General features: G+C 62.1%; 23 protein-coding genes. 10 read left to right on the plus strand and 13 right to left on the minus strand.

What is annotated here, in order from left to right:
• Positions 1 to 137: 137 nt before the first annotated feature.
• On the plus strand, positions 138 to 509 hold the full coding sequence (locus AB4N80_RS11620) for a tetratricopeptide repeat protein (protein ID WP_122567103.1): 372 nt from the start codon (positions 138 to 140) through the stop codon (positions 507 to 509).
• A 280-nt stretch (positions 510 to 789) separates the two neighbouring features.
• Positions 790 to 1,149 (plus strand): PilZ domain-containing protein, encoded by a 360-nt coding sequence (locus AB4N80_RS11625; protein WP_122567102.1) that lies wholly within the window; start codon positions 790 to 792, stop codon positions 1,147 to 1,149.
• 150 nt (positions 1,150 to 1,299) lie between these two features.
• On the opposite strand, the gene AB4N80_RS11630 is transcribed toward AB4N80_RS11625, so the two are convergent.
• The 7 genes from AB4N80_RS11630 to AB4N80_RS11660 all read right to left on the minus strand — a co-directional run bounded on the left by AB4N80_RS11630 (position 1,300) and on the right by AB4N80_RS11660 (position 8,877).
• Complete coding sequence (locus AB4N80_RS11630) at positions 1,300 to 1,647, minus strand: DUF6124 family protein (RefSeq protein WP_305468267.1); 348 nt, start codon at positions 1,645 to 1,647, stop codon at positions 1,300 to 1,302.
• Positions 1,648 to 1,990: 343 nt separating this feature from the next.
• Complete coding sequence (locus tag AB4N80_RS11635; protein WP_122567099.1) at positions 1,991 to 3,322, minus strand: DUF58 domain-containing protein; 1,332 nt, start codon at positions 3,320 to 3,322, stop codon at positions 1,991 to 1,993.
• Between the two features lie 169 nt (positions 3,323 to 3,491).
• Positions 3,492 to 4,496 carry an AAA family ATPase gene (locus tag AB4N80_RS11640; protein WP_092332372.1) on the minus strand — a complete coding sequence of 335 codons (1,005 nt, stop codon included), beginning with the start codon at positions 4,494 to 4,496 and terminating at the stop codon, positions 3,492 to 3,494.
• Positions 4,493 to 5,656 (minus strand): DUF4350 domain-containing protein, encoded by a 1,164-nt coding sequence (locus AB4N80_RS11645; protein ID WP_460082083.1) that lies wholly within the window; start codon positions 5,654 to 5,656, stop codon positions 4,493 to 4,495. The genes AB4N80_RS11640 and AB4N80_RS11645 overlap by 4 nt, the downstream gene beginning before the upstream one ends.
• Positions 5,653 to 7,194, minus strand: coding sequence for a DUF4129 domain-containing protein (locus AB4N80_RS11650; protein ID WP_460082086.1), 1,542 nt, complete (start codon positions 7,192 to 7,194; stop codon positions 5,653 to 5,655). The genes AB4N80_RS11645 and AB4N80_RS11650 overlap by 4 nt, the downstream gene beginning before the upstream one ends.
• On the minus strand, positions 7,181 to 8,155 hold the full coding sequence (locus tag AB4N80_RS11655; RefSeq protein WP_305491015.1) for a stage II sporulation protein M: 975 nt from the start codon (positions 8,153 to 8,155) through the stop codon (positions 7,181 to 7,183). The genes AB4N80_RS11650 and AB4N80_RS11655 overlap by 14 nt, the downstream gene beginning before the upstream one ends.
• A complete protein-coding gene (locus AB4N80_RS11660; RefSeq protein ID WP_122567096.1) occupies positions 8,152 to 8,877 on the minus strand; it encodes an RDD family protein in 726 nt (241 codons plus the stop codon). Before AB4N80_RS11660 ends, AB4N80_RS11655 begins: the two co-directional genes overlap by 4 nt.
• 785 nt (positions 8,878 to 9,662) lie before the next feature.
• On the opposite strand from AB4N80_RS11660, the gene sbcB reads away from it, so the two are divergent.
• Positions 9,663 to 11,099 carry an exodeoxyribonuclease I gene (gene sbcB, locus AB4N80_RS11665; protein WP_122569404.1) on the plus strand — a complete coding sequence of 479 codons (1,437 nt, stop codon included), beginning with the start codon at positions 9,663 to 9,665 and terminating at the stop codon, positions 11,097 to 11,099.
• A gap of 81 nt (positions 11,100 to 11,180) precedes the next feature.
• Here sbcB and mvaT read toward each other — a convergent pair whose 3' ends face one another.
• Positions 11,181 to 11,558 carry a histone-like nucleoid-structuring protein MvaT gene (gene mvaT, locus AB4N80_RS11670; RefSeq protein WP_003205091.1) on the minus strand — a complete coding sequence of 126 codons (378 nt, stop codon included), beginning with the start codon at positions 11,556 to 11,558 and terminating at the stop codon, positions 11,181 to 11,183.
• Between the two features lie 305 nt (positions 11,559 to 11,863).
• Between mvaT and purU the strand changes: the two genes are divergently transcribed.
• Complete coding sequence (gene purU, locus AB4N80_RS11675) at positions 11,864 to 12,712, plus strand: formyltetrahydrofolate deformylase (RefSeq protein ID WP_122569403.1); 849 nt, start codon at positions 11,864 to 11,866, stop codon at positions 12,710 to 12,712.
• A gap of 231 nt (positions 12,713 to 12,943) precedes the next feature.
• Positions 12,944 to 13,117, plus strand: a complete 174-nt coding sequence (locus AB4N80_RS11680) for a hypothetical protein (RefSeq protein ID WP_163006898.1) — start codon at positions 12,944 to 12,946, stop codon at positions 13,115 to 13,117.
• A gap of 4 nt (positions 13,118 to 13,121) precedes the next feature.
• Here the strand turns inward: AB4N80_RS11680 and AB4N80_RS11685 are convergent, their stop codons facing one another.
• The 3 genes from AB4N80_RS11685 to AB4N80_RS11695 all read right to left on the minus strand — a co-directional run bounded on the left by AB4N80_RS11685 (position 13,122) and on the right by AB4N80_RS11695 (position 16,149).
• Positions 13,122 to 14,117 carry a lysylphosphatidylglycerol synthase transmembrane domain-containing protein gene (locus AB4N80_RS11685; protein WP_122569402.1) on the minus strand — a complete coding sequence of 332 codons (996 nt, stop codon included), beginning with the start codon at positions 14,115 to 14,117 and terminating at the stop codon, positions 13,122 to 13,124.
• Entirely contained in the window at positions 14,114 to 14,878 is a 765-nt protein-coding gene (locus tag AB4N80_RS11690) for a DUF2334 domain-containing protein (RefSeq protein ID WP_122569407.1), read from the minus strand. The genes AB4N80_RS11685 and AB4N80_RS11690 overlap by 4 nt, the downstream gene beginning before the upstream one ends.
• A 179-nt stretch (positions 14,879 to 15,057) precedes the next feature.
• Complete coding sequence (locus AB4N80_RS11695; protein ID WP_122569401.1) at positions 15,058 to 16,149, minus strand: glycosyltransferase family 4 protein; 1,092 nt, start codon at positions 16,147 to 16,149, stop codon at positions 15,058 to 15,060.
• Positions 16,150 to 16,477: 328 nt separating this feature from the next.
• Here AB4N80_RS11695 and AB4N80_RS11700 point away from each other — a divergent pair, with 328 nt between their 5' ends.
• Positions 16,478 to 17,968, plus strand: a complete 1,491-nt coding sequence (locus AB4N80_RS11700) for a helicase HerA-like domain-containing protein (protein WP_122569400.1) — start codon at positions 16,478 to 16,480, stop codon at positions 17,966 to 17,968.
• Positions 17,969 to 18,240: 272 nt separating this feature from the next.
• Here AB4N80_RS11700 and AB4N80_RS11705 read toward each other — a convergent pair whose 3' ends face one another.
• On the minus strand, positions 18,241 to 18,696 hold the full coding sequence (locus AB4N80_RS11705) for a DUF721 domain-containing protein (protein ID WP_064107032.1): 456 nt from the start codon (positions 18,694 to 18,696) through the stop codon (positions 18,241 to 18,243).
• A 307-nt stretch (positions 18,697 to 19,003) separates the two neighbouring features.
• On the opposite strand from AB4N80_RS11705, the gene secA reads away from it, so the two are divergent.
• The 4 genes from secA to AB4N80_RS11725 all read left to right on the plus strand — a co-directional run bounded on the left by secA (position 19,004) and on the right by AB4N80_RS11725 (position 24,814).
• The gene (gene secA / locus AB4N80_RS11710) at positions 19,004 to 21,739 is read left to right on the plus strand and encodes a preprotein translocase subunit SecA (RefSeq protein WP_122569399.1); all 2,736 of its coding nucleotides are present in this window, start codon (positions 19,004 to 19,006) and stop codon (positions 21,737 to 21,739) included.
• Between the two features lie 123 nt (positions 21,740 to 21,862).
• Positions 21,863 to 23,080, plus strand: coding sequence for a bifunctional glutamate N-acetyltransferase/amino-acid acetyltransferase ArgJ (argJ, locus tag AB4N80_RS11715; RefSeq protein ID WP_122569398.1), 1,218 nt, complete (start codon positions 21,863 to 21,865; stop codon positions 23,078 to 23,080).
• A gap of 160 nt (positions 23,081 to 23,240) precedes the next feature.
• The gene (locus tag AB4N80_RS11720; protein ID WP_122569397.1) at positions 23,241 to 23,873 is read left to right on the plus strand and encodes a glutathione S-transferase family protein; all 633 of its coding nucleotides are present in this window, start codon (positions 23,241 to 23,243) and stop codon (positions 23,871 to 23,873) included.
• Positions 23,870 to 24,814: a Nudix family hydrolase gene (locus AB4N80_RS11725; protein ID WP_122569396.1), complete on the plus strand. Its 945-nt coding sequence runs from the start codon at positions 23,870 to 23,872 to the stop codon at positions 24,812 to 24,814. Before AB4N80_RS11720 ends, AB4N80_RS11725 begins: the two co-directional genes overlap by 4 nt.
• A 123-nt stretch (positions 24,815 to 24,937) precedes the next feature.
• Here the strand turns inward: AB4N80_RS11725 and AB4N80_RS11730 are convergent, their stop codons facing one another.
• The gene (locus AB4N80_RS11730) at positions 24,938 to 25,519 is read right to left on the minus strand and encodes a cob(I)yrinic acid a,c-diamide adenosyltransferase (protein ID WP_122569395.1); all 582 of its coding nucleotides are present in this window, start codon (positions 25,517 to 25,519) and stop codon (positions 24,938 to 24,940) included.
• Between the last annotated feature and the right edge of the window lies 1 nt (position 25,520).

Consider the following 25,520-nt stretch of genomic DNA (forward strand, 5'->3'; position numbering starts at 1 on the left):
TCCCACAGGGCCTTCATTCACATCCCTGTTCCCACCGTTCATCATTCCCCTTGCCAGAGGGGCGGCGCCCGGCCCATTTTCGGGCTGAAGATTTTCTGGCCCAGGTCGATACAGAGCTCAAGACAGGAGAACCTCCCATGCGATTCGTGCTTTTTGTTGCCCTGGCCCTGAGCGTCACGGGCTGCACCCGTTGGTCGATGAACCACCACATGAACCTGGCCTACAAAGCCTATGACCGTGGCAATTGCGAGCAGGTCATGCTCGAACTGTCCAAGGTCGACCGGGCCAGTCGCGCCCGCCGCTACATGCAGCCGGAAGTCTCGATGCTGCGCGGCCAGTGCCTGGAACGGCAGAAGCTGTTTATCGATGCGGCGCAGACCTACCAGTTCATCATCACCCAATACCCTAACAGCGAATACGCGTTCCGCGCCCGCGCTCGGCTCGAAACTTTGCAGAGCCTGGGTCATTACCCGACCCGCAGTGCGTCGGCGATCCGCCCATCGTCTTGACCCGCTCTACGGTGGCCAGGTGCAATCCTGGCCACCTCTGCCTCTCATGTTTATGAAAATCAATACATGAGACTGGTTGTCATCCCACCTTGGGCTATATTTGTACAAGTCGTAGTTAGAGCAAGATCTCTACTTTATAGAAGCACCTGAGACCGGCAGAAGTAGGCTCAAGACGGTTGATAGCGTCTGGCACCGGGATTGGGGAGAGCGGGCTCGCTTGGGTTCGTTCCGAAGTGATCGGTAGGCCCTGTACGTGGCCGCTAGAAAAGCGATACAAGACATGTACAAAGAGCGTCGGATCGAACGGCATCAGTTGCCGTATTTCCTCAAAGTGTTCAACGGAATCAACGACAGGCCTATCGGCTTTTTGGGCAATGTTTCTGACAATGGGCTGATGCTGATCAGCCCTCTGCCGTTGATGGTCGGTGCGGAATTTGACCTGCACCTGAAAATTCCCGCCGACGAAGGGCCGCAGCAAAACATCAAGCTGAAAGCCAGGTGCCTGTGGTGTCATGAAGACGTGACCCCTCAGCATTTCGACGCCGGGTTCAGCTTGTTGTGGGCGCCACCGGACTATGGGGAGTTGGTGAGCGCGTTGCGGCAGTATTTCTGTTTTTATCCGTTGCCCGCGTCGGCTTGAGCATGGCGGGGCACTGACTTTGTGGGAGCGAGCTTGCTCGCGATGGCGGCGGTAGATTCAGCATTGCTGCAAGCTGACCCACCGCTATCGCGAGCAAGCTCGCTCCCACAGGGTTGTCATTTATCCCATTTCTTACAGATCATTCGGCCTTCAGCGCTGAACCCTCGTTTCGTTATCCAGCATCTTCTCCAGCAACAACACCCCCATCTCGCCCATCTGGTGAATCGCCAGGGCCAGGTTGCGTGGGGCGCCTTCGAGGTCTTCCGATAAATCCAGGATCAGCGTGCTCACCGAGCAGAAGGTTTCGTAAGTGTGCGCGAGCATGCCTTCGGGGTCGGCGTCGGGGGCGACGATGAAGTAGTCCGGTTGTTTGTATGGTTTTTTATCGGGTTGGCCGTGGTTGGGCTTGAGGTAGTAGTCGAGGGCTCTTTGAGCGGCTTCGTCGAGCTTTTCGGGGTCGAGGGTTTCGTGGGGTGGATTTGGGGTCGGCTTGATCATTTACTGCTCCTTTAGAAATGGAGCCGTCACTTTTTCGCGACTAAACGAAGGGGGTGGCGGCTGTACGCAGGTTAGTCGACCGGGAGGAGTAGCAAAACCGGCGCGCCCGAGAGCGCCCTGCGTACAGTCACCATCAAGTGCAGGGATAGGGAGGCCTGACTGGATGACGCTTGTGCACACGCTACTACTGCCCGGGCGACTAAACCCGATCGCTGGATATCAGCGACGCGAATCAAGTTACGGGGCGACGTCAAAGCGCACAAGCCGGCGGATTCTGGCGGATCTGTAGTCCGTTGCGCAAGGCGCTGTAGTCAGCCGGACTTTTGCTGGCTCGCTGTAGGACCTAGGCCGTCCCGGCCTTTTTCCAGGCCAGGTATTGGGTCACCAGGTCCGCGCCCAACTCACTGGGGCGTGAATCCAGGGCCGGGACGCCGTGGGCCGCCAGCTGCTTGTGCAGCTCGGCCCGGGCATTCAAATAGTCCACCGTCCCGCAATAGGCCAAGGCCTGCGGCAGGGTTTGCACCGGTGCCTGGCGCAACCGATCAAGGGCTTCTTCCCGCAGGCTGGCCACCAGCACCCGATGTTGTTGCCCCAGCCGTTTCACGGCCGCGAGCAGGTCCGCGTCGTCCTCATCCCGCAGGTTGGTCACCAGCACTACCAGGGCCCGGCGCTTTTGCCGGGCCAATAGCTCGGTGACGGCCGCCTGGTAGTCGGCGGGGCGTTGGCTGCTGTCGAGGTCGTACACGGTGTTGAGCAGCACGTTGAGCTGGCCGGTGCCTTTGACTGGGGCGAGGTAGCGCGACTGTTCGCTGGCGAAGGTGCTCAGGCCCACGGCATCGCCCTGGCGCAGGGCTGTGTAGCTGAGCAGCAGGCACGCGTTGAGGGCGTGGTCGAAATGCGCCAGCTCGCCGTCCTGGCTGCGCATGCGCCGGCCGCAGTCGAGCATGAAAATGATCTGCTGGTCGCGCTCGTCTTCGTATTCCCGGGCAATCGGCGTGCGATGGCGGGCCGTGGCCTTCCAGTCGATCTGGCGCAGACTGTCGCCCTCGCGAAATTCGCGCAGTTGATGGAATTCCTGTCCCTGGCCGCGGCGTTGACGCTGGCGAATGCCGAGCTGGCTGAGCCAATTGTCTACCGCCAGCAGTTGACCGTCGTAGAGCCGGGCGAAATCCGGGTAGACGCGGGTGTGGTCGACGGCGTCCAGCAGGCGCTTGTCGGTCCACAGGCCCAGTGGGCTTGGCAGGTTGGTTTCGCACAGGGTGAAAGTGAAGTGACCGCGCTTGAGCGGGCGCAGGCGGTAGCCGACCTGGCTGCGCTGGCCGGGTTGCAGCTCGACCGACAGCGGCAGGTTTTCGAAGTCCAGGCCATCGGGTACATGATCGAAAAGCTGCACGTGCAACGGTTGGGCAACGTCATGGCTGATGTCCAACCGCACGTCACTCCAGCGGCCCAGGGCCAGGCTCCCGGGCATCTGCCGTTGCACCCGGGGCGAGGGCAGGCGCCTGACGCGCACCGCGTCGAGCAGTGCCAGGGCCAGCAAGGCCAGCAGTAACCCCCAGTTGATCGACAGCAGCGTCGATGGCACCGCGATACCCAATGCCCGCAGTGCACCGAGCACGATACTCACGGCCAGCAACAGGGCGAGCCAGGTCAGCAGCAGGCGGGAGGGTTTCATCGGTGCATGCCCTTTGGAAGAAATGCAGAGCGAGCTTTTGTGCAGAGGGGACTCATGTGGGAGCAAAGCTTGCTCGCGAAACAGGCACCTCGATTTCTGCGAGACCGCGTCGCTTCCATCGCGGGCAAGCCTTGCTCCCACATAAATCCCCTTATCATGCTGGTGTTATTCACAACCGCGGCGCCGGCACTTGATCGAGCAGTTGCCCCAGCACCTGGTCCACCGACAGCCCTTCGATGTCCAGTTCCGGCGCCAGGCGTACGCGATGGCGCAGCACGGCCAGGGCGCAGCCCTTGATGTCGTCCGGCACCACGAACTCGCCGCCGCGCAACAACGCCCGCGCCCGGGCGCAACGGACCAGTGCAATCGACGCGCGAGGCCCGGCGCCGAGGGTCAAGCCCGGCCAACTGCGGGTGGTGCGAGCCAGGCGCACGGCGTAGTCGAGCACCTGGTCGTCCATCGGCAGGTCGCTGGCGATGCGTTGCAACGCTTGCACGTCCTTGGCCTGCAGCACCATGCGCAGCGGTTGCACGTCGAGCATGTCGGCGCGGGTCGAGCGGCTGACCTGGCGCACCATGTCCAGCTCCTGGTCGGCGTCCGGGTAGTCCATGCGCACCTTGAGCATGAAGCGGTCGAGCTCGGCTTCCGGCAGCGGGTAGGTGCCTTCCTGTTCGATGGGGTTCTGGGTGGCGAGCACCATGAACGGCTGGCTGATGGGCAGGGCACGGCCTTCGAGGGTGACCTGGCGCTCCTGCATGGCTTCGAGCAGTGCGGCCTGGGTCTTGGCCGGTGCGCGGTTGATCTCGTCGGCCAGCAGCAGGTTGGTGAACACCGGCCCCTTGCGCAACTTGAACTGCTCGGTCTGCAAGTCATACACCGCGTGCCCGGTGACGTCGCTGGGCATCAGGTCGGGGGTGAACTGGATGCGTGCGAACTCGCCGTTGAAACAGCGGGCCAGGGCCCGCACCAGCAAAGTCTTGCCCAGCCCGGGAACGCCTTCGAGCAGCACGTGGCCGCCGGCGATCAGCGCCGTGAGCACATCGTCGATCACGCTGGCCTGGCCGACCACCGCCTTGCGCAGCTCGGTGCGGATGGCCTGGGCCAACTGACTGGCGCGCTGGCGCTGTTGGGCGGCGTGAGCCTGGCCGTCGGTAGGTTCGTTCTGTTCAGTCATAAGGCATTCCTGAGGGTTTGCAAATGGGCGACCTGGCGGCAGAACTCGGCGCTGGACATCCGCTGTTTCGGCCGTGGGCTCAAGGCCTGGCTGATGGCCCGTGTGGGTTGCCGGGTCAGGCGGGCGAGTACCTGCCATTGTTCGGCGACGGCCAGTTGTTCGAAGCCTGGGTGAAGATGGCGTGCCCGGCGCAGCACGTCTTGTTGCAAGGCGTGCAACAGGTGCTGCTGGCCGTTGTGGCGCAGGTGGAAACCGGCGCTGGCCTGCACGTGTTCTTCCAACTGACGCCGCGCCTGGGAGGCCGGGGGTTGCAGCGGGCCGTGGCGCACCGCCGAACGCCAGAACCACAGGGCAACCAAGGCCAGCAGTGCCACCAGCGCCTGGGGGAAATAGCGCAGCAACAGGGTCAGCAGGGTGTCGTGGTCGGTGTTGAACAGCAGGGTGACGTCCGTGTCGGCGCTCAAATACCAGAGCAGCCAGGCGTTGTCGTACTGGTCGATGGCGTCGTTCTTCCACAGCTCGGCGTCGGTGATCACGGTGATCGAGCCCAGGCCAAGGTTCAATTGCATCATGTGGGTCGAGGCCGCGCTGTTGGCCCAGGCCTGGGCCAGGTTGTGCGGGTCTTCTAGGTGGAAGTCGGTGTCGAAGCCGGCATACGCTGGCGCCTCTTCGTCTTCCAGGTAGAGCTTGGTCAGTTCCGGGTAACGGTCCTTGATCAGTTCGGGCGCGGGCTCCTTGAGGTCTTCGCTCAGGAGTTGGCGCAGGCGCACGCGGTCGAGCAGCAGGTCGCCGCTGCTGCCGGTGCTCTTGTCCCACAAGGCTTCGGCCACAAAGACCAGGCGTCCGCCGGCCCGGGTCCAGTTCATCAACTGTTCGACTTCCCGTGGCGTCATGTGGGTGCGCTCGCCCAGCAACAGCAGGCTGTGCTGGCGTGGCTCCAGTGTGGGCAGCACTTCCAGGCTGTTGGCGTGCTCGACGTTGATCCCCCGCTGGCGCAGGAACAGTTCGGCGGCCAGGTAAGGGTTGGCCTGGGCTTGCGGGGAGGGGCCGTGTTCGACGACCTCCTCATAAGGCACGGCCTTGCTGTAGAGATAAAAACCGAATACGCACACCACGGCGGCCAGCACGGCGCCGATCAGCCACCCCGCGTGCCGGCTCATCGAGATGCTCCCGGCCCGAACAGCCCGCGCCAGCCGTCACACAGTTCCTGTTGCAGGTGGGTCGGCGGTGGGCGATGCCCATAGGCAATGTTCTGCCAATGCACGGTCAGGCTTTGGCTGAAGCCCAGCAGGTTGTCCTGTTTGAGCTGTTCGACGCGTTGCAGCACCTGGCCTTCGGTGTCGGACGGTTTCAAGGGGATCTTGAAGTCATGGTGCAACCGGCTGAGCAGTGCCCGGTACAGCAGGCCCAAGGCTTCACGGGGTTGCGTGGCCCACAGCTGTTCGACGCTGGCGGCGACGTCGGTCGGCAGGCTTTCTTCACGAATATCCAGGCCGAACATGTGGGCCGGCGCTGCGCGTTCCACGGGCAGGCGTTGCGTCGGTCGGCGATTGACCAGGGCTTTGAGCCGTTCCCGGTAGTGCCAGGCCAGCCAGACGATCGCACCCACCAGGCAGGCCCACAGCGCGACCTGGATCAGCGCGGCGGCGATGTCGAAGCGTTGGCCGCCGAGCCATTTGAACAGCGCTTTGAGCCAGCTCGGTTTGGCCTCGGTTTCGTCGGCGGATTCGGCGGTTTCTTCACCGAAACGATAACGGGTGACGGTCTCGGGGTTCTTGAATGGCGGGGCGTCGAGGATCGCCTTGATGCTGTCCCGGGAAGCTTCGCTGGTAAGGGGCTGGTTGAGCAGCCGCGGGCTGTCGGGGCCGCTGTTGTCCTCAGCGGCAAACGCCGGGGGCGCCAATGGCAACATTACCAAGGCCAGCAGCAACAATGCCGGGGCCACGCCGCTCAGGCGTTGGCGCAGGCGCCGGAACACCAGCTCGATGTCCCACGCCTCGAGGATCGTGCGCCGGTTCAGGTAGAGGCTAAAGCCGCAGGCGACGTACACCGGCTCCCACAAGATCAGCAGCAGCGGGTAGAGGAAGTTGACCAGGTGCTCGAACCACAACCAGTCCTGCTCGGCCGCTGACACCAGCATTTCCCAGTCCCATTGCAGTTCGACTTGTTGCGGCACGAACAGGTAGAACAGGGCCATCAGGCCGAACCACAGGGCGGTTTCCAGGTGCATACCGATAATGGTCAACCATTGCGCCGCGCCGCGGTTGCGTTGCAGCAACACCTGTATGCGTTGCGCCCGCGCCTCACCGGCGAGCCCTTCGAGTTGCACCACCGGCAGCAGGAAGCTGCGGCTCAGGCTCAGCCGGCGCCAGGTCAGGCTGGCCAGCAACTGGGGCTTGAGCAGCGCCGGCCATTGGCGCAGGGCCTGCCTCAAGGTGGGGGTTTCGCCAAACAGCGCCTTGGACAGAATGTAGAGGGGCAAACGGTCAAAGGCCGGTTTCAACCACCAGAACAGCATCACCACCAGGGACGGTGAATCCCACAGCAGCAGGGTCAGCAACAGGTACACCGGCAGCGTGATGATCGCCCAACTGGTCATTAGCAGGCGTCGATGCTGCTGGCTCATCAATATGCCAAGGTCCATGGCTTCCCAGGTGGTGCGTGGACGGATGACGACGGTGGCATCACTCAGGCGCATGGCGGACCCGTCCGGCAAGCGACAGATAGCTGATGACCAACAGCCACAGCAAGGCGCCCACCGTGTATTTGGTGGCGGGTGTCACCGCGCTGGAGGACCAGTAGGCCTCGATGAACGCGGCAATGAGCAGGAACAGCATCACCCCGCCGATCATCAGCACGCTTTTACCCGCCGCAAGCCGCAAGGCCTCGCCCCGGGTCAGGCGCCCCGGGGCGATCAAGGCCCAGCCCAGTTGCAGGCCCGCGGCACCGGCCAGGACGATGGCGGTGAGTTCAAAGGCACCGTGGCCGATCACGAACGACCAGAACGTTCCCCCGGAGCCGATCTGGGTCAGGTGCCCGGCCACCGCGCCAATGGTCAGGCCATTGAAAAACAGGAAGAACGCGCTGCCCAGCCCAAACATCAAGCCACTGGCGAACGTCTGAAAGGCAATGCCGATGTTGTGCATGATGTAGTAGCCGAACATGACCCAGTCCTCGCTGGCGGCCCGTTCGACCGAACGCCCCAAGTGCCCGGAGGCCGGGTCATACATGCTGCGGATCTGGCTGATTTCGTCGGCGCCCAGCACGCTGTAGACCAGTTCCGGGAACAGGTAGACCAGCAGCCCGATGCCCACCAGGCTGCCCAGGAACATCAGGCTGGCGGCCAGCACGAAGCGCCATTGTTCACGTACCAGGCGAGGGAAACCGACCAGGATAAAGGTCGAAAGGCTGGCCGAGGGGCGGCTGCGATCCCGGTAGAGTTGCTGGTGGCCGCGCAGCGCCAGTTGTTGCAGGGTGTCGACCAGCAAGCTGCTGTAGCCCCGGGCCTGGGCCAGCGCCAGGTGATGGCAAAGGCGTCGGTAGGCGGCGGGGAAGTCACCGCTCTGGGGCACGTTGCGGCTGCGTTCCAATTGATCGAGTTGCCGGGACAGGTGCTCCCATTCTCCTTGGTGGCGACTTTCGAACAGGCTTTGCTTCATGTCGGCCCCAGCAGGCCGCGGGCGATGCCATTGAGTTCGGCGGTGGCGTTCGGCCCCTGGACGTTCAGTGGTGCGGCCAGGATCGCCGCCAGTTCGTTGACCCGCGCCAGGGACAATTCTGCCTGGCGTTCGGCGAAGCCCAGCACGGCGCGTTGCTCATGCAGGTTCAGGGGGAAAGGCGTGCGTATTGGCGAGGCCATGGGCAATGCGGGGCGTTTGACCGGTTGTTCGCGATACACCACCAGCGTGCCGGCAGCGAGGTCGCCTAGGCGCTTGAACGCCGGATGCTGCAGGCAGCAGATGGCGCCGAAGGTGTAGCCGAAGGGCAGCATGTCGACGAAACGCAGCAGGTTGCGGATCAACGATGCCGACCAGCCGATGGGCCGGCCATCGTCCTGCACCACGCGCAGCCCCATGATCTGCTTGCCGGGAGAGCGCCCCTGGTTGAGTACCTCGAACAACACCATGTACCACCAGCTGACGACAAACAGCAGGATGGAGCCCAGGCCGAGCCCCAGCTCGCCGAAAAACGCCAGGACCAGGAAAAAAACACCCAGGACCAACCCGCGTATGCCCAAATCGATGGCGAAGGCGATTGCACGCGGCATCAACCCCGCCGGACGCAGCGGCAGGTCGATGCCCTCCGGCGTTTCCACCTGATAACGCGTGTCCAGGGGCGCGGGCAGCGTCGCGTTCCTTTGCAGTGCTGGTGTCTCGAGCATGGGCAACCTGTGATGGGCCAGACCGAATGTTCAATCTCGGCCCAGATGCTAGCAGTCTTCGCGCGGGCAAACGATAGAACAGTGTGGGGCATTTCATGGTTTGCAACAGGATTGAGAGGGCGAACACTGTCTGCATCATCTTGTGGGATTGAACATCGCAGCCGTGAGCACCGGCGTTCAACTGTGGGAGCGGGCTTGCCCGCGAAGGCGTCGGAACATCCAGCATTGATGCAAGCTGAGTCACCGCTTTCGCGAGCAAGCTCGCTCCCACAGGGGATTTAGGGTGAATACAAATCCTGCAATCGCCCGAAAAACCATTGTGGGAGCGGGCTTGCCCGCGAAGGCGTCGGAACATCCAGCATTGATGCAAGCTGAGTCACCGCTTTCGCGAGCAAGCTCGCTCCCACAGGGGATTTAGGGTGAATACAAATCCTGCAATCGCCCGAAAAACCATTGTGGGAGCGGGCTTGCCCGCGAAGGCGTCGGAACATCCAGCATTGATGCAAACTGAGTCACCGCTTTCGCGAGCAAGCCCGCTCCCACAGGGGATTTAGGGTGAATACAAATCCTGCAATCGCCCGAAAAACCATTGTGGGAGCGGGCTTGCCCGCGAAGGCGTCGGAACATTCAGCATTGATGCAAGCTGAGTCACCGCTATCGCGAGCAAGCTCGCTCCCACTGGATGGGGGGTGGCGCCCGTGCTGGCATTCAAAAGTTACAGCACTGCTGGTCGCAGGCAGGTTCAAGCGCCTAGACTTCGCCAGTCTTCAGTTCAGGAACAACCCGTGACTTCCATCTTCTGGTACGACTACGAAACCACCGGCATCAACCCGCGTTGCGACCGGCCATTGCAGGTGGCGGGTATCCGTACCGATTTCGAGCTCAATGAAATCGACGAACCGGTGAACCTGTATTGCCGCCCCAGCGATGACATCCTGCCGCATCCGGCAGCCTGTGCGATTACCGGCATCACCCCGACGTGCCTGGCCGAAAAAGGCTTGAGCGAAGCCGATTTCATGACCCGCGTCCACGCGCAGTTGGCCGCGACCGGTACCTGTGGCGCCGGCTACAACACGCTGCGCTTCGACGATGAAATGACTCGCTACAGCCTCTATCGGAATTTCTTCGACCCGTACGCGCGGGAATGGCAGGGCGGCAACAGTCGCTGGGACTTGATCGACCTGGTGCGCGCGGCCTATGCGCTGCGCCCGCAAGGCATTGTCTGGCCGCAAGAGGATGGACGCGTCACCCTCAAGCTCGAACGCCTGACCGCCGCCAATGGCATCGATCATGGCCAGGCCCACGATGCGTTGTCGGACGTGCGCGCAACCATCGCCCTGGCCCGTCTGATCCGTCAGCGGCAACCCCGGCTCTACGACTGGTTGTTCCAGCTACGCAGCAAACAGAAGGTGATGGACCAGATCCGCCTGTTGCAGCCGATGGTGCATATTTCCGGTCGCTTCTCGGCGGCGCGCAACTACATCGGCGTGGTATTGCCGCTGGCCTGGCACCCGAAAAACCGCAACGCCCTGATTGTCTGCGATCTGCACCTGGACCCCCAGGGCTTGTTGGATCACGATGCCGAAACCCTGCGCCAGCGTTTATATACTCGCCGTGAAGAACTGCTCGAAGGTGAGTTGCCGGTGCCGCTCAAGCTTATCCACATCAACAAATGCCCGGTGGTCGCGCCGTTGTCGGTACTGCGCGTCGAGGACCAGCAGCGGCTGGCACTGGACATGGAAAGCTATCAACAGCGTGCATTGCGGCTAACTGACGCACAGAAAGTTTGGCAGGATAAACTTCAGGCTATTTATGGCCGTGAGGATTTCACCGCCAGCGAGGATCCCGAGCAACAGTTATACGCGGGCTTCTTGGGCGATCGTGATCGGCGTTTATGTGAACAAGTGCGCCTGGCGGATCCGGCGCAGTTGGCTCAAGAGCACTGGCCTTTCGATGATGAGCGTCTGCCGGAACTATTGTTCCGATATCGTGCACGCAACTTTCCAGAGACCTTGAATCCCGAAGAGCAGGGGCGTTGGAGAATTTTCTGTCAACAACGTCTGGCCGCCCCGGAATGGGGAGCGCCTAATACCCTGCAAAGTTTTGACGAGGCGATGGGAGAGTGGATGGCCCTGTCTACGCCAATGCAGCAAGAAGTACTCGCGCAGTGGCAGGGCTACAGCCAGCAATTGCGCAAACGTTTAAGCCTGGAATCGCAATGAGATGAAAAGATAACAGGCATAAAAAAACGCCAGTCATCACTGGCGTTTTTTGTTCGCAAAGAAGCTTGCGCCGCGGCGGGCTTAGCCCAGCAGGGTTGCCCAACCTTCTACCACGTCACCGCCCCACTTGGCTTTCCACTCTTTCAGAGTCTTGTGGTTGCCACCTTTGGTTTCGATGACTTCGCCGTTGTGCGGGTTCTTGTATTGCTTAACTTTGCGAGCGCGCTTGGTGCCAGTAGTTTTGACAGCGCCACGTGGCGCTTTGCTCGACTTGGCTTCTGGATCCAGCAGGGCAATGATGTCACGCAGCGACTTGGAGTATTCGCCCATCAGCGTGCGCAGTTTGCCTTCGAATTCCAGCTCGGTTTGCAGTTTGTCGTCTTGCGACAGGTTTTTCAGGCGAGCTTGCAGTTCTTTGATGGCTTCTTCTGTGGCGCGGTATTCATTGATCAAGGACATGTGGACTACCTTATGTAGGACGCGGGTGACAAGGAGACAGTGCGGCAATAGTAATCAGACAGTTTCATCAAGTAAACATTTAACCGATGTTTTATTTAATTAATTAGTGCTGCACCACAAAAATGCCTCTTGCAGTTAAATACCGCGACAGATGTTTTCACATCTGTCCCTCATATAACCCGCCTTCCCGGGCTTCGCAGGCCATGGCCTGGGCTGTCCCCCGTGATTCGGCGTGTCATCGATACTGCAGTTTTGCCGCGCAATGGCTAGAATGGCCGCCTTTGCGAAGTTCTGGAGTTTCCCTAATGCGCACTTTTCGTCTGGTGATTGCTTGCCCGGACCGCGTCGGCATCGTTGCTAAAGTCAGTAACTTTCTGGCGTCCCATAACGGCTGGATCACCGAAGCGAGCCATCACTCGGACAATCAAAGCGGTTGGTTTTTCATGCGTCACGAGATTCGTGCCGACTCGCTGCCCTTCGGCATTGAAGCCTTTCGTGAAGCGTTCGCACCCATTGCCGAAGAGTTCTCGATGGACTGGCGCATCACCGACACCGCGCAGAAAAAACGCGTGGTGCTGATGGCCAGCCGCGAGTCTCATTGCCTGGCTGACCTGTTGCACCGCTGGCACAGCGATGAGCTCGATTGCGACATCGCCTGTGTGATTTCCAACCATGATGATTTGCGCAGCATGGTGGAATGGCACGGCATCCCGTATTACCACGTACCGGTCAACCCGCAGGACAAGCACCCGGCGTTCGCCGAAGTCTCGCGGCTGGTCAAGCACCACGACGCCGAGGTGGTGGTGCTGGCCCGCTACATGCAGATCCTGCCACCGGCCTTGTGCAGCGAATACGCCCATAAGGTCATCAACATCCACCACAGTTTCCTGCCATCGTTCGTCGGGGCCAAGCCGTACCACCAGGCGTCGATGCGCGGTGTGAAGCTGATTGGCGCCACCTGTCACTACGTGACCGAAGAGCTGGATGCCGGCCCGATCATCGAGCAGGACGTGGTGCGTGTCAGCCACAGCGACAGCATCGAAGACATGGTGCGTTTCGGCCGTGACGTAGAGAAGATGGTGTTGGCCCGAGGCCTGCGTTATCACCTGGAAGACCGGGTGCTGGTGCATGGCAACAAGACCGTGGTTTTCTGACTACACTTCAAAAGGCCTGGACGAGCGATCGCCAGGCCTTTTTGTTTACAAAGAACAACGATGTCCCTGTGGCGAGGGAGCTTGCTCCCGCTGGGCTGCGAAGCAGCCCCAAAACCATTCCACACTGTGTATCGGGAGAATGGAGTAGGCAGGCTTTACGACTGCTGCGCAGCCGAGCGGGAGCAAGCTCCCTCGCCACGGTACATGCAACCTCAAAGGGAGGAACGCGCCATGACCGATCCATTGGACAAAGCCACCTCCAAGGCGCCAGCCACCCTGGGCGAGGGCTGTCTGAGCCGCTATGACCCCGACGCGTTGAGCCCGGAGGACGGCACCGAGTTTCCCGATGCCGCACAATTGTGGGAGCAACTGCATCCCCAGGACGAGCCCGAACAGGCGCCGTGACCGGTCAGGCCTGCCTGAGCCGGACCAGCTTCTTGATCAATGGCCGCCCGACCATCAGAAAGAACACCGGCCCGCCGGCCACCAGGTAAAAGTAATAGGTCACCGCCCGCCAGATCAGGATCGCCGCCGCTGCGGTGGACTTGCCCACCATGGGGGCCAACAGCGCCGCCGAGGTCAATTCGGCCGCCCCGGCACCGCCCGGCAGCAGGCTGAACTGTCCCGCGCTCAAGGACAGCATCTGGATCAGGAAACTCCAGGCCCACTGCAAATCCGCCCCCAGCCCCTTCAAGGCCAGGTACAACACGCTGTAGCGTAGCGCCCAATGCAGGCAGGTCAGGCCGAAGACTTGGAACAGCGTCTGTCGCGGCAGTTTCAACGTGTCGGTGAACGCCGCGAGGAAGTTCAGGATCTTGCGGCCCCAGCGTTGGCGAGTGGCGGTCTTTACCCGTAAGTGCCGCAGCACACGAGCGCCCAGCAGGATCAGCCGGCGGTGATAACGGGCCACCAGCACGCAGCCGCACAGCCCGCTAAACAATGAAATCGCGCTCAACGCCAGCATCCATTCCAGGCGCTGGCTGAGGTTCTGGAACAGCGCGTAGAACAGAATGCCCACCAAGGCGCAGAGGAAGAACAGCAAGTCGCTCAGTTGATCCATGGCAAACACCGCGCTGCCATGGGCTGGGCGTACGCCGTTGCGCGCCAGCAGGGCCATCAGCGTCAGCGGGCCACCACTGCCACCGGGTGTCGCACACATGGCGAACTCGGTGGACATCACCACGCCCATGCTTTTCCATCGGCCGATGCGCCCACGGTATTCACCCAGTAACAGGCGCAAGCGCACGGAATTCAAACCCCAGCACAGCACGATCATGCCTAGCATGGTCAGCAGCAGTGGCAGGGGAAAGCGCTGCACCCGCGACCACATTTCCCCGCCACCGACCAGCAACGGCACCAACAGCGCCGTGAGCAAGGCGACGCCCAGCCAGATCAGCCGTTTCATGCGGCGCTGCGGGCCCGCAGCCCCTGGGTCGCCAGCCAGCCGACCTTGGTCATCGGCACGCGACCGTCGTTGAGCAAGCGTTCGAGGGTACGCAGCCAATAGTTGCGGGAAAACCCGTGGCGCATGTCCACCGGGTGCAGGCCCAGGCGAATCACCGGGGCTTGGCGCCAGCGCTGTTCACGCTGGTCGCTGATGACTTTAGACAGGCCACGGCGCCAGGCACTGCGGGCACTCCAGACCAGCCCTGGCGCGTCGATGGCGGTGAAGTCGGGCAGGCGATAGAGGTGTTGGGTATCGCTGGTGTAGCTCAGCGGCAACTGGCGCAAGGCCCGGCGCGTGCCTTCGCTCATCAGCCAGGCCGGAGCGACGAAACCTTCCAACGGCCAGCGGTAACGCTCAAAGGTTTCGATCCCGGCGCGCAGGCGGGCGAGGGCGGCGGCCTCGGACAGGTGGTAGAACTCGCCCTCATGGGTATAGACCCGGCGCATGAACCAATCCTTGGGGTGGCGGGCGGCAGGGCCGTCGTCGCAATGGTAGTAACCATGCAACACCAGTTCGTCGCCGCGCTCGACCCGGCTGTCGAGCAGGCGGCGAAAGCCGGGATGAGCCTCCAGCGCATTGGTGCGGTGAAAGTCCGGTACCACCAGCCAGGTCATCGGCACCTGGCCGAGGGCATCCACGGCTTCGACGAAGGGCTGGTAGTCGGGCCAGGTTTGCGGTGCCACGTCATGCAGCACCAAGAGCACGCTAGTGTCCTGTATCACAAATACTGTTCCTTTTTGACGGTGTCTGTTGTCGTCATGCTGCGTTGCCGCTCCTCGCTATAGCGGGCTATGACTCGTCGCGGCGCCTTGCCTGACGACAACAGCCACTCGCCAAGAAAGAAACGTATTTGCGAAACAGGACACTGGGCGAATGATTCATCGACACGGACCTCGCCTCACCCATTGGCCAGCAACGGCATTTGTTCGCCGAGCACGGCGTAGTAATGCCCCAGCAAGCTGTTGACCACGGTGTCCCAGGCGTAATGACGCTCCACATGCCGGCGCGCCAGCAGGCCCCGGCGCTGGCAGCCTTCGGCAAACAGTTGCCGCACGGCATTGGCCATGGCCTGGGGATTGTTGGGTGTGCACAGCAGGCCACAGTCCTCATGGACGATTTCGGTGAAAGCCCCGGCCGCCACCGCCACCACGGGAATACCGCTGGCCATGGCTTCGAGGATCACCAGGCCGAAGGTTTCCTGGTCGCCGGCGTGCAGCAGGGCATCGGCGCTGGCCATGAGCCGGGCAACTTGCGGCGCCGGGCAGAATTCGTCGACCACCGTGACGTTGTCCGGGACTACGGCGGGCATCGACGAGCCCACCAACAACAGGTGATAGCGTTCGCCCAGGCGTTTCATGCACTTGAGCAACACCGGCAGGTTTTTTTCCTTGGAACCACGACCGGCGAAAATCAGCAGGCGCGTGTCTTCGGCGATACCCAGTTCGGCCCGCAGTTCCGGGTCGCGGGCGGCGGGGGTGAAGGTTTGCAGGTCGACGCCCAACGGTTGCACGAAGACGTTCTTGACTCCCAGCCCGGTCAGTTTGTCGGCCATGACCTGGCTTGGCGCCAGGACCCGGTCGAAATTGCCGTACAACTTGCTGACATAGGCTTCGATGTTGGGAGTGAACCAGTTGCCCATGCGGTTGCTCACCAGCAGCGGCAGGTCGGAGTGATAGAAACCGATGACGGGCACGTCGAGCTGACGGCGGGCATCCAATGCGGCCCAGGCGGTGAGGTACGGATCACCGACCTCGATCAGATCCGGTTGCAGATCGCGCAGGACGTTGCGCCACGGCGCCAGGCGAAGGGGGAAACGATAGCCCTTGCCGAACGGCAGCGCCGGGGCTGGAACCTTGTAGATGCCGTCGTGCTCGCTCAAATGCGCGCCCGGGATCAACAGGCTGTGGCGAATGCCGGGCCGATCGCCCAGGCGCCGGTGCTTGGCATCCAGATAAGTGCGCACGCCTCCGCTGGCGGGGGCGTAGAACATGGTTATGTCCGCTATATGCACGATGAACGTCCCTCCGGTCTGTGTTCTCCTGTGTTGACCTTTAGTAAGAATAGATGTTCGGTTGGGGTTGTGGGGCGGGAGCGTTGCCAGTGGGTATTGCTGGGTTTGACGGGGCCTTATCGCGAGCAAGCTCGCCCCCACAGGGATTTGGGTCGGGCACAGATCCAATGTGGGAGCGAGCTTGCTCGCGATAGGGCCAGCCCAGGCGCAGACTATTATTTCCTGACGCCAGGGCCTTAACGCGCCAGGCATGCTTTTATATAAGCGTGCAAAATGGCGTCATATCGCAAACACCACGGGTGACCACATGCCTGACTCATCGCAACTCGTTATCGGCGCGGACCTCAGCGGCCAGCCCATCGCCCAGGCCATGCGCCTGGCGAACCGTCATGGTCTGGTGGCGGGCGCCACCGGTACCGGTAAGACCGTCACCTTGCAGCGCCTGGCGGAAATGTTCAGCGATGCCGGCGTGGCGGTGTTCGCGGCGGACATCAAGGGTGACCTGTGCGGCCTGGGCGCGGCCGGCAACCCCCAGGGCAAGATCGCCGAGCGCATCGCTGGCATGCCCTGGCTCAACCACAAGCCCCAGGCTTATCCGGTGACCTTGTGGGATATCCACGGTCAGTCCGGTCATCCGCTGCGCACCACTTTGAGTGAAATGGGCCCGTTGTTGATCGGCAGTCTGCTGGAGCTAACGGACAGCCAGCAGTCGGCGCTCTACGCCGCGTTCAAGGTGGCCGACCGCGAGGGCCTGTTGCTGCTGGACCTCAAGGACCTGAAAGCGCTGCTCAATCATCTCAAGGACAACCCCGAGTTGCTGGGGGACGACGCGGCGCTGATGACCACCGGCTCCAGCCAGGCGCTGCTGCGGCGCCTGTCCACCCTGGAACAGCAGGGCGCGGACGCGTTGTTCGGGGAACCAGCCTTGCAACTCGAAGACATCCTGCAACCGGCCAGCGATGGCCGTGGCCGCATCCACTTGCTCGACGCCAGCCGCCTGGTCCACGAAGCGCCGAAGGTCTATGCGACGTTCCTGCTGTGGCTGCTGGCCGAGCTGTTCGAGCAATTGCCCGAGCGCGGCGATGCGGACAAACCGCTGCTGGCGCTGTTCTTCGATGAGGCACACTTGCTCTTTGCCGGTACGCCCAAGGCCTTGCAGGAACGCTTGGAGCAAGTGGTGCGGCTGATCCGCTCCAAGGGCGTGGGGGTGTATTTCGTGACCCAGTCGCCGGGCGACTTGCCGGACGATGTGCTGGCGCAGTTGGGGTTGCGCATCCAGCACGGGTTGCGGGCCTTTACGGCCAAGGAACAGAAATCCCTGCGGGCGGTGGCCGACGGTTTCCGGCCCAACCCGCAGTTCGATGCTTTGGCGGTGCTCACTGAACTGGGCATTGGTGAGGCCTTGGTGGGCACCTTGCAGGAAAAAGGCACGCCGGAAATGGTCCAGCGGGTGTTGGTGGCTCCGCCACAATCGCGCATCGGGCCGCTGACCGAGACCGAGCGCGCCGGCTTGATCAACAGTTCGTCGCTGCAAGGGCGCTACGACAAACCCATTGATCGTGAATCGGCCTATGAAGTGCTGATGGGGCGCAAGGGGTTGGAGCCCCAGGCCGAAGCGGTACCGGGCAAGCCCACGGCCGAAGAACCGAGTTTCACCGAAAAGGCCGGCGAGTTCCTCGGCACGGCAGCCGGCCAGGCGCTTAAATCGGCGATGCGCCAGGCGGCGAATCAATTGGGCCGGCAATTGGTGCGCGGGTTGATGGGGTCGTTGCTGGGGGGCAGTAAGCGGCGCCGATAGCCAGGACCGAGTCGCCCCTTTCGCGAGCAAGCCCGCTCCCACAATGGATCTGCGGCAGGCACACATGTTGCGCCCGGCAGAAATCTACTGTGGGAGCGGGCTTGCTCGCGAAGGCGGTTTAGCAGGCGAAGCATGTGCCGGTTGATCTGCCGCTATCGCGAGCAAGCTCGCTCCCACAAGGGATTGGCGTTGTGCACAAAATAAGTGTCCGCCGCAGATCCCCTGTGGGAGCGAGCTTGCTCGCGATAACTATCTAACAGGCGCCGAAAATCTCAACCCTTGGGCCGCGCATGTGCCGCCAACCGCTCCAGCGCCGCCCGCAGGTTGGGATCGGTGATGCCGTCCGCCGTGGCCTGGATGGTCGCCGCGGCGTCGGTGGACAAATCCAGCGTATGTCCTTTGGCGCCGACCTGGACGGTGGGCGGTTGTACCTTGAACAGGATCCGCGTCAGGTTGGCGAACTCTTCGAACGCCTGCAATTGACGCAGCAGGCGCTTTTGCTGGTAACGCAAACGCGTGGCCCAGTGGCCGTCGGTGACGATCAGCAACAAACTGCCTTCGCGCCAGGACGCCACGTGACAATGCTCGCGCGCGGCCGGTTGCAGCTGGCTGTCCAGCAGGCGTTGCAGGTGACCCAGGCGTCTGGCGTGGCCAAAGATGGCTTTCAGCGGCTTGGCTTCGCGCAGCAGAACGGCGGGTGCCTTGGCTGGAAGAGGGCGGAAGGCCATGAATGAATACCGCAAGTGACAGAGGCGCCATGGTAGCAGAAAGCGCCGGATGCGCTTCGACCCTCTCGCCCAGCGGCTTTTGGCTACACAATCAGTGAGTAACTTCTGCGCTTTGTGGGTTGAAGTTCGCGCAAAAGCCCTTATTTTAGGGTGGCCCCGTCACAGCGCTGTGCCAGCATCGTGGAATAACGCCACTTTCCTCTCCATCGTTTCCGGGTAGAATGCTCGTTCGCATGCGGCCATGAGGGCTGCACGGGCGACTCATGGGGCCGCCCTCCATCCCTTTAGTGTGGAAGATCCTGCCGATATGTTTGCGCCTTTGTTAAAGAAACTTTTTGGAAGCAAGAACGAGCGTGAAGTCAAGCGCATGCTCAAGACGGTACAGACTGTCAATGCCTTCGAAGAGCAAATGGTGGCCCTTTCGGACGATCAGTTACGCGCCAAGACTGCCGAATTCAAGGACCGCATCGCCAAGGGGGAAACCCTTGACCAGCTCCTGCCCGAAGCCTTTGCGGTTGCCCGTGAAGCCGGCAAGCGGATCATGGGCATGCGCCACTTCGACGTTCAGTTGATCGGCGGCATGACCTTGCACGAAGGCAAGATCGCCGAAATGCGTACCGGCGAGGGCAAGACCCTCGTGGCGACCCTGGGCGTGTACCTCAACGCACTGTCCGGCAAGGGCGTGCACGTGGTGACGGTCAACGACTACCTGGCCCGCCGCGACGCCAACTGGATGCGCCCGCTCTACGAATTCCTCGGCCTGACCGTCGGCGTCGTCACGCCGTTCCAGCCGCCGGAAGAGAAGCGCGCCGCCTACGCTGCCGACATCACCTACGGCACCAACAACGAATTCGGGTTCGACTACCTGCGCGACAACATGGCGTTCAGCATGGAAGAAAAATTCCAGCGTGAACTCAACTTTGCCGTGATCGACGAAGTCGACTCCATCCTCATCGACGAAGCCCGTACCCCGCTGATCATCTCCGGTCAGGCCGAGGACAGCTCCAAGCTGTACATCGAGATCAACAAACTGATCCCGCAGCTCAAGTTGCACGTCGAGGAAGTCGAAGGCGAAGTGACCCAGGCCGGGCACTACTCGGTCGACGAGAAGACCCGCCAGGTCGAACTCAACGAGGCCGGTCACCAGTTCGTCGAGGAAATGCTCACCCGCGTTGGTTTGCTGGCCGAAGGCGAGAGCCTGTACTCGGCCCACAACCTGGGCTTGCTGACCCACGTCTATGCCGGCTTGCGTGCCCACAAGCTGTTCAATCGCAATGTCGAATACATCGTGCAGGACGGCCAGGTCGTGCTGGTGGACGAACACACCGGCCGTACCATGCCGGGTCGTCGCCTGTCCGAAGGCCTGCACCAGGCCATCGAAGCCAAGGAAGGCCTGAACATCCAGGCCGAGAGCCAGACCCTGGCCTCGACCACCTTCCAGAACTATTTCCGCCTGTACAACAAGCTGTCCGGCATGACCGGTACCGCGGACACCGAAGCGTTCGAATTCCACCAGATCTACGGCCTGCAAGTGGTGGTGATTCCGCCGAACAAGCCGCTGGCTCGCAAGGACTACAACGACCTGGTGTTCCTGACCGCCGAAGAGAAGTACGCGGCGATCATCAACGACATCAAGGAAGGCATGGCCCAGGGCCGTCCGATCCTGGTGGGGACCGCCACCATCGAGACCTCCGAGCACATGTCCGCCCTGCTCGAAAAGGAAGGCATCGAGCACAAGGTCCTCAACGCCAAGTTCCACGAGAAGGAAGCCGAGATCATCGCCCAGGCCGGTCGCCCGGGTGCGCTGACCATCGCCACCAACATGGCGGGCCGTGGTACCGACATCCTGCTGGGCGGCAACTGGGAAGTGGAAGTCGCCAGCCTGGAAAACCCGACCCCCGAGCAGATCGCGCAGATCAAGGCCGACTGGCAGAAGCGTCACCAGCAGGTGCTCGAGTCCGGCGGTTTGCAGGTGATCGCGTCCGAGCGTCACGAATCGCGTCGTATCGACAACCAACTGCGTGGCCGTGCCGGTCGCCAGGGTGACGCCGGTTCCAGCCGTTTCTACCTGTCCCTGGAAGACAGCCTGATGCGCATCTTCGCCTCTGACCGGGTGAAGAACTTCATGAAGGCCCTGGGCATGCAGCCCGGCGAGGCGATCGAGCACCGCATGGTGACCAACGCCATCGAGAAGGCCCAGCGCAAGGTCGAAGGACGCAACTTCGATATCCGCAAGCAATTGCTCGAGTTCGACGACGTCAACAACGAACAGCGTAAAGTGATCTATCACATGCGTAACAGTTTGTTGGCCGCCGACAACATTGGCGAAACCATCGCCGATTTCCGCCAGGACGTGCTCAACGCAACCGTCAGCGCTCACATCCCGCCGCAGTCGCTGCCGGAACAGTGGGATGTCGCTGGCCTGGAAGCCGCCTTGCAGAGCGACTTCGGCGTGGCCTTGCCGATCCAGCAATGGCTCGACGAAGACGATCACCTGTACGAAGAAACCCTGCGCGAAAAACTGCTGGCCGAGCTGATCGCTGCCTACAACGAGAAGGAAGACCAGGCGGGCGCCGAAGCACTGCGCTCCTTCGAGAAGCAGATTGTGCTGCGGGTACTGGACGATTTGTGGAAAGACCACCTGTCGACCATGGATCACCTGCGCCACGGTATCCATTTGCGTGGCTACGCCCAGAAGAACCCGAAGCAGGAGTACAAGCGCGAGTCCTACACGCTGTTCTCCGAGTTGCTCGACTCGATCAAGCGCGACTCGATCCGTGTGTTGTCCCACGTTCAGGTTCGCCGCGAAGACCCGGCCGAAGAAGAAGCACGCCTGCGCCAGGAAGCCGAAGCCCTGGCCGCGCGCATGCAGTTCGAACACGCCGAAGCCCCTGGCCTGGAAGTGGTCGCCGAAGAGGGCGTCGATGTGGATGTCGCCCTGGCGACCGCACCGGTGCGCAACGAGCAGAAGCTGGGCCGTAACGAACTGTGCTATTGCGGTTCGGGCAAGAAATACAAGCATTGCCACGGGCAGATCCAATAAACCCGTTTCAACGCTGAACGACCCACGCCGCGACCGGATTTTATCCGTCGCGGCGTTTTGCCATTTTGATTCGCCGTCTCGATAAGGACGGCGTCGATAGACATCTAATTTAGGAGCGCATTCATGGCTGTTGGTCTTGGTCCGTTGCCAACGTTGCACCCGGTTGCCGGTTTTGAACTCGGTATTGCCTCGGCGGGCATCAAGCGCCCCGGGCGCAAGGACGTCGTGGTCATGCGTTGCGCCGAAGGTTCGACGGTGGCGGGTGTGTTCACCCTCAACGCCTTCTGTGCCGCGCCGGTCATCCTGGCCAAGCAACGCGTGCAGGGGCCGGTACGTTACCTGCTGACCAACACCGGTAACGCCAACGCCGGCACCGGCGCGCCTGGTTTGGCCGCCGCCGAGCGCACCTGCGCCAAGCTGGCGGAATTGACCGGCATCGACGCCAGCCAAGTGCTGCCGTATTCCACCGGTGTGATCGGCGAACCGCTGCCGGTCGAGAAGATCGAAGGCGCACTGCAAGCCGCCCTCGATGATCTCTCGGAAAACAACTGGGCCGCGGCCGCCACCGGCATCATGACCACCGACACCTTGCCCAAGGGCGCGAGCCGCCAGTTCGAGCATGATGGCGTGACCATCACTGTCACCGGCATCAGCAAAGGCGCCGGCATGATCCGCCCAAACATGGCGACCATGCTCGGCTACATCGCCACCGACGCCAAAGTCTCGCGCCAGGTGCTGCAAGACCTGATGCTCGACGGCGCCAACAAGTCGTTCAACCGCATCACCATCGATGGCGACACCTCCACCAACGACTGCTGCATGCTGATCGCCACCGGCCAGGCCAACCTGCCGGAGATCACCGAGGCCAGCGGCCCGGTGTTCGCCGCCTTGAAGCAGGCGGTATTCGAAGTGTGCATGGAAGTGGCCCAGGCCATCGTCCGTGATGGTGAAGGCGCGACCAAGTTCGTGACCGTGCAGGTTAACGGTGGTGGCAACCATCAGGAATGCCTGGATGTCGGCTACACCGTGGCCCACTCGCCGCTGATCAAGACCGCGCTGTTCGCCTCCGATCCGAACTGGGGCCGTATCCTTGCCGCCGTCGGCCGGGCTGGCGTACCGGAGCTGGACGTGAGCAAGATCGACGTGTTCCTCGGTGAAGTCTGTATCGCCAGCCAAGGTGCCCGTGCTTCGACCTACACCGAAGCCCAAGGGGCAGCGGTGATGCAGCAGGAAGAGATCACCATTCGTATCGAGTTGGGACGGGGTGATTGCAGCGAAACCATCTGGACCACTGATCTGTCCCACGAGTACGTCAAGATCAACGCTGAGTACCGGACTTAAACCGTTCGGGACCGAGTTGTTGCCATCGCGAGCAAGCTCGCTCCCACAGGGATTTGCGGGGTGACTGAGAAAGTGTTCACACCACCGATACCCTGTGGGAGCGAGCTTGCTCGCGATGGCGCCAGTACAGCCACCTCAGAACCATAAGAAAGGAATCCACATGAGCCTGCACCTGATCATCGGCGATAAAGATCTATCCTCCTGGTCCCTGCGCGGCGCGTTGGCCCTGGCGCTGACCGGCGCGAAGTACACCGAAGAGCTGGTCAGGCTCGACCAGCCCGACACCCGCGAAAAGCTGCTCAAGTATTCGGCCACGGCCAAGGTCCCGTTGCTCAAGACCGACTTCGGCGTGATCGCCGATTCCCTGGCGATTGCCGAATATCTGGCCGAACAGTTTCCCGAGGCCAATCTCTGGCCCAAGGATGTGGCTGCCCGGGCCCAGGCGCGCTCGGCCTGTGCGCAAATGCACAGCGGTTTTTTCGCCCTCCGTAACCACATGCCCATGGATCTGCTGCACGATGCGCCGCTGTCGCCGATGCCATCTGACGTGCAGGCGGAAATCCAGCGGATGCTGGCGCTATGGGCGGAGTGCCGTGCGGCGGCCTCCGAAACCGGTCCTTATCTGTTCGGTACCCTGAGCCTGGCCGATGCTTTTTTTGCTCCTGTTGCCGTGCGCTTGCGTACCTATCAAATAGAGCTGCCGGAAGTCGATGCGGCCTACGTCGAAACCCTATATCAATGGCCAGCGTTCAAGGCGTGGCAACAGGCTGGCCTGGAGGATACTGCGCGGTGAAACGAGTCCATGTGGCGGCAGCGGTCATTCGCGATGCCGCCGGTAAAATCCTGATCGCCCGACGGGCCGATACCCAGCACCAGGGCGGCTTGTGGGAATTTCCTGGCGGCAAGGTCGAGGCCGACGAATCCGTCGAAACCGCCCTGGCCCGCGAACTTCATGAAGAGCTGGGCATTGTCGTCGATGCCGCCCGGCCGTTGATCAAGGTGCGTCACGATTACCCGGACAAACAGGTGTTGCTGGATGTCTGGGAAGTCTCGGCGTTCACCGGCGAGCCCCACGGCGCCGAAGGGCAGCCGTTGGCCTGGGTGACGGCCCGCGACCTGACGAACCATGAGTTTCCGGCGGCCAATCAGCCGATCGTCGCCGCGGCCCGTTTGCCGGGTGAATACCTGATTACCCCTGAAGGCCTTGAGACGCCGGCCTTGCTGCGCGGCATGCAGAAGGCGATTGCTGGCGGGATCAAGTTGGTCCAGCTCCGTGCCCCCAACGGCTACGACCCGCAATACCGCGACCTGGCGGTGGATGCGGCGGGGTTGTGTGCCGGCAAGGCCCAACTGATGCTCAAGGGGCCGTTCGAATGGCTGGGGGATTTTCCTTCCGCTGGTTGGCACATTACCGCCGCGCAACTGCGCAAGCATGCTGCGGCCGGTCGACCGTTCGGCAAGGACCGCTGGCTGGCGGCCTCCTGCCATAACGCCGAGGAACTGTCCCTGGCGCAGCAGATGGACGTGGATTTCGTGACGCTTTCGCCGGTGCAGCCGACCCAGACCCATCCCGATGCGCAGCCGTTGGGCTGGGAAGAGGCGACGCGGTTGATCGAGGGCTTCAACCGGCCGGTCTATCTGTTGGGTGGGGTAGGGCCCGGCGAACGGCAAAAAGCTTGGGAAGCCGGGGCGCAGGGTGTGGCGGGGATTCGGGCGTTTTGGCCTGAATCTTGAGCTTGAGAATGTGGTGCAGCAACTGACGCTATCGCGAGCAAGCTCGCTCCCACACTGGATCTGCGGTGTTCACAGAACCCCTGTGGGAGCGAGCTTGCTCGCGATGGCGGCCTCAAAAACCACTCAAATTCCAGGCTTGGCCGCCGCCTCCCACAGCACTTCTGCCACGCCTTGCCGCCGGGCAATGACCCGCGCCGCGACGAACAACAAGTCCGACAACCGATTGATATAGGCCAGCCCCGGCCCGGCCAACGGCTCCACCGCGTTCAATTGCTGGCAACGACGCTCGGCGCTGCGGGCCAGGCTGCGGCAGACGTGGGCTTGGGCGATCAGCGTCGAGCCACCGGGCAGGATGAAGTTTTCCAGCGGTCCCAGTTCCTCGTTCCACACATCAATCGCCGCTTCCAGGCGCTCGACTTCCGCCATGTTCAGCGCCTGATAGGCCGGCATCGCCAGTTCACCGCCGAGGTCGAACAACCGATGCTGACAGGGCGTCAGCACGTCGATGACCTCCTTCAGTGCCGGGTATTGACCTATTTCAGCGGCAAGACCGGCCAACAACAAGCCCAACTGGCTGTTCAGCGTGTCCACTTCGCCGATGGCCTCGACCCGTGGGTGATCCTTTGCCACGCGGCGACCATCGCCCAACCCGGTTTCACCTTTGTCGCCGGTGCGGGTGTAAATCTTCGACAGGCGAAAGCCCATG

The organism is Pseudomonas sp. H3_A02 (assembly GCF_054671965.1).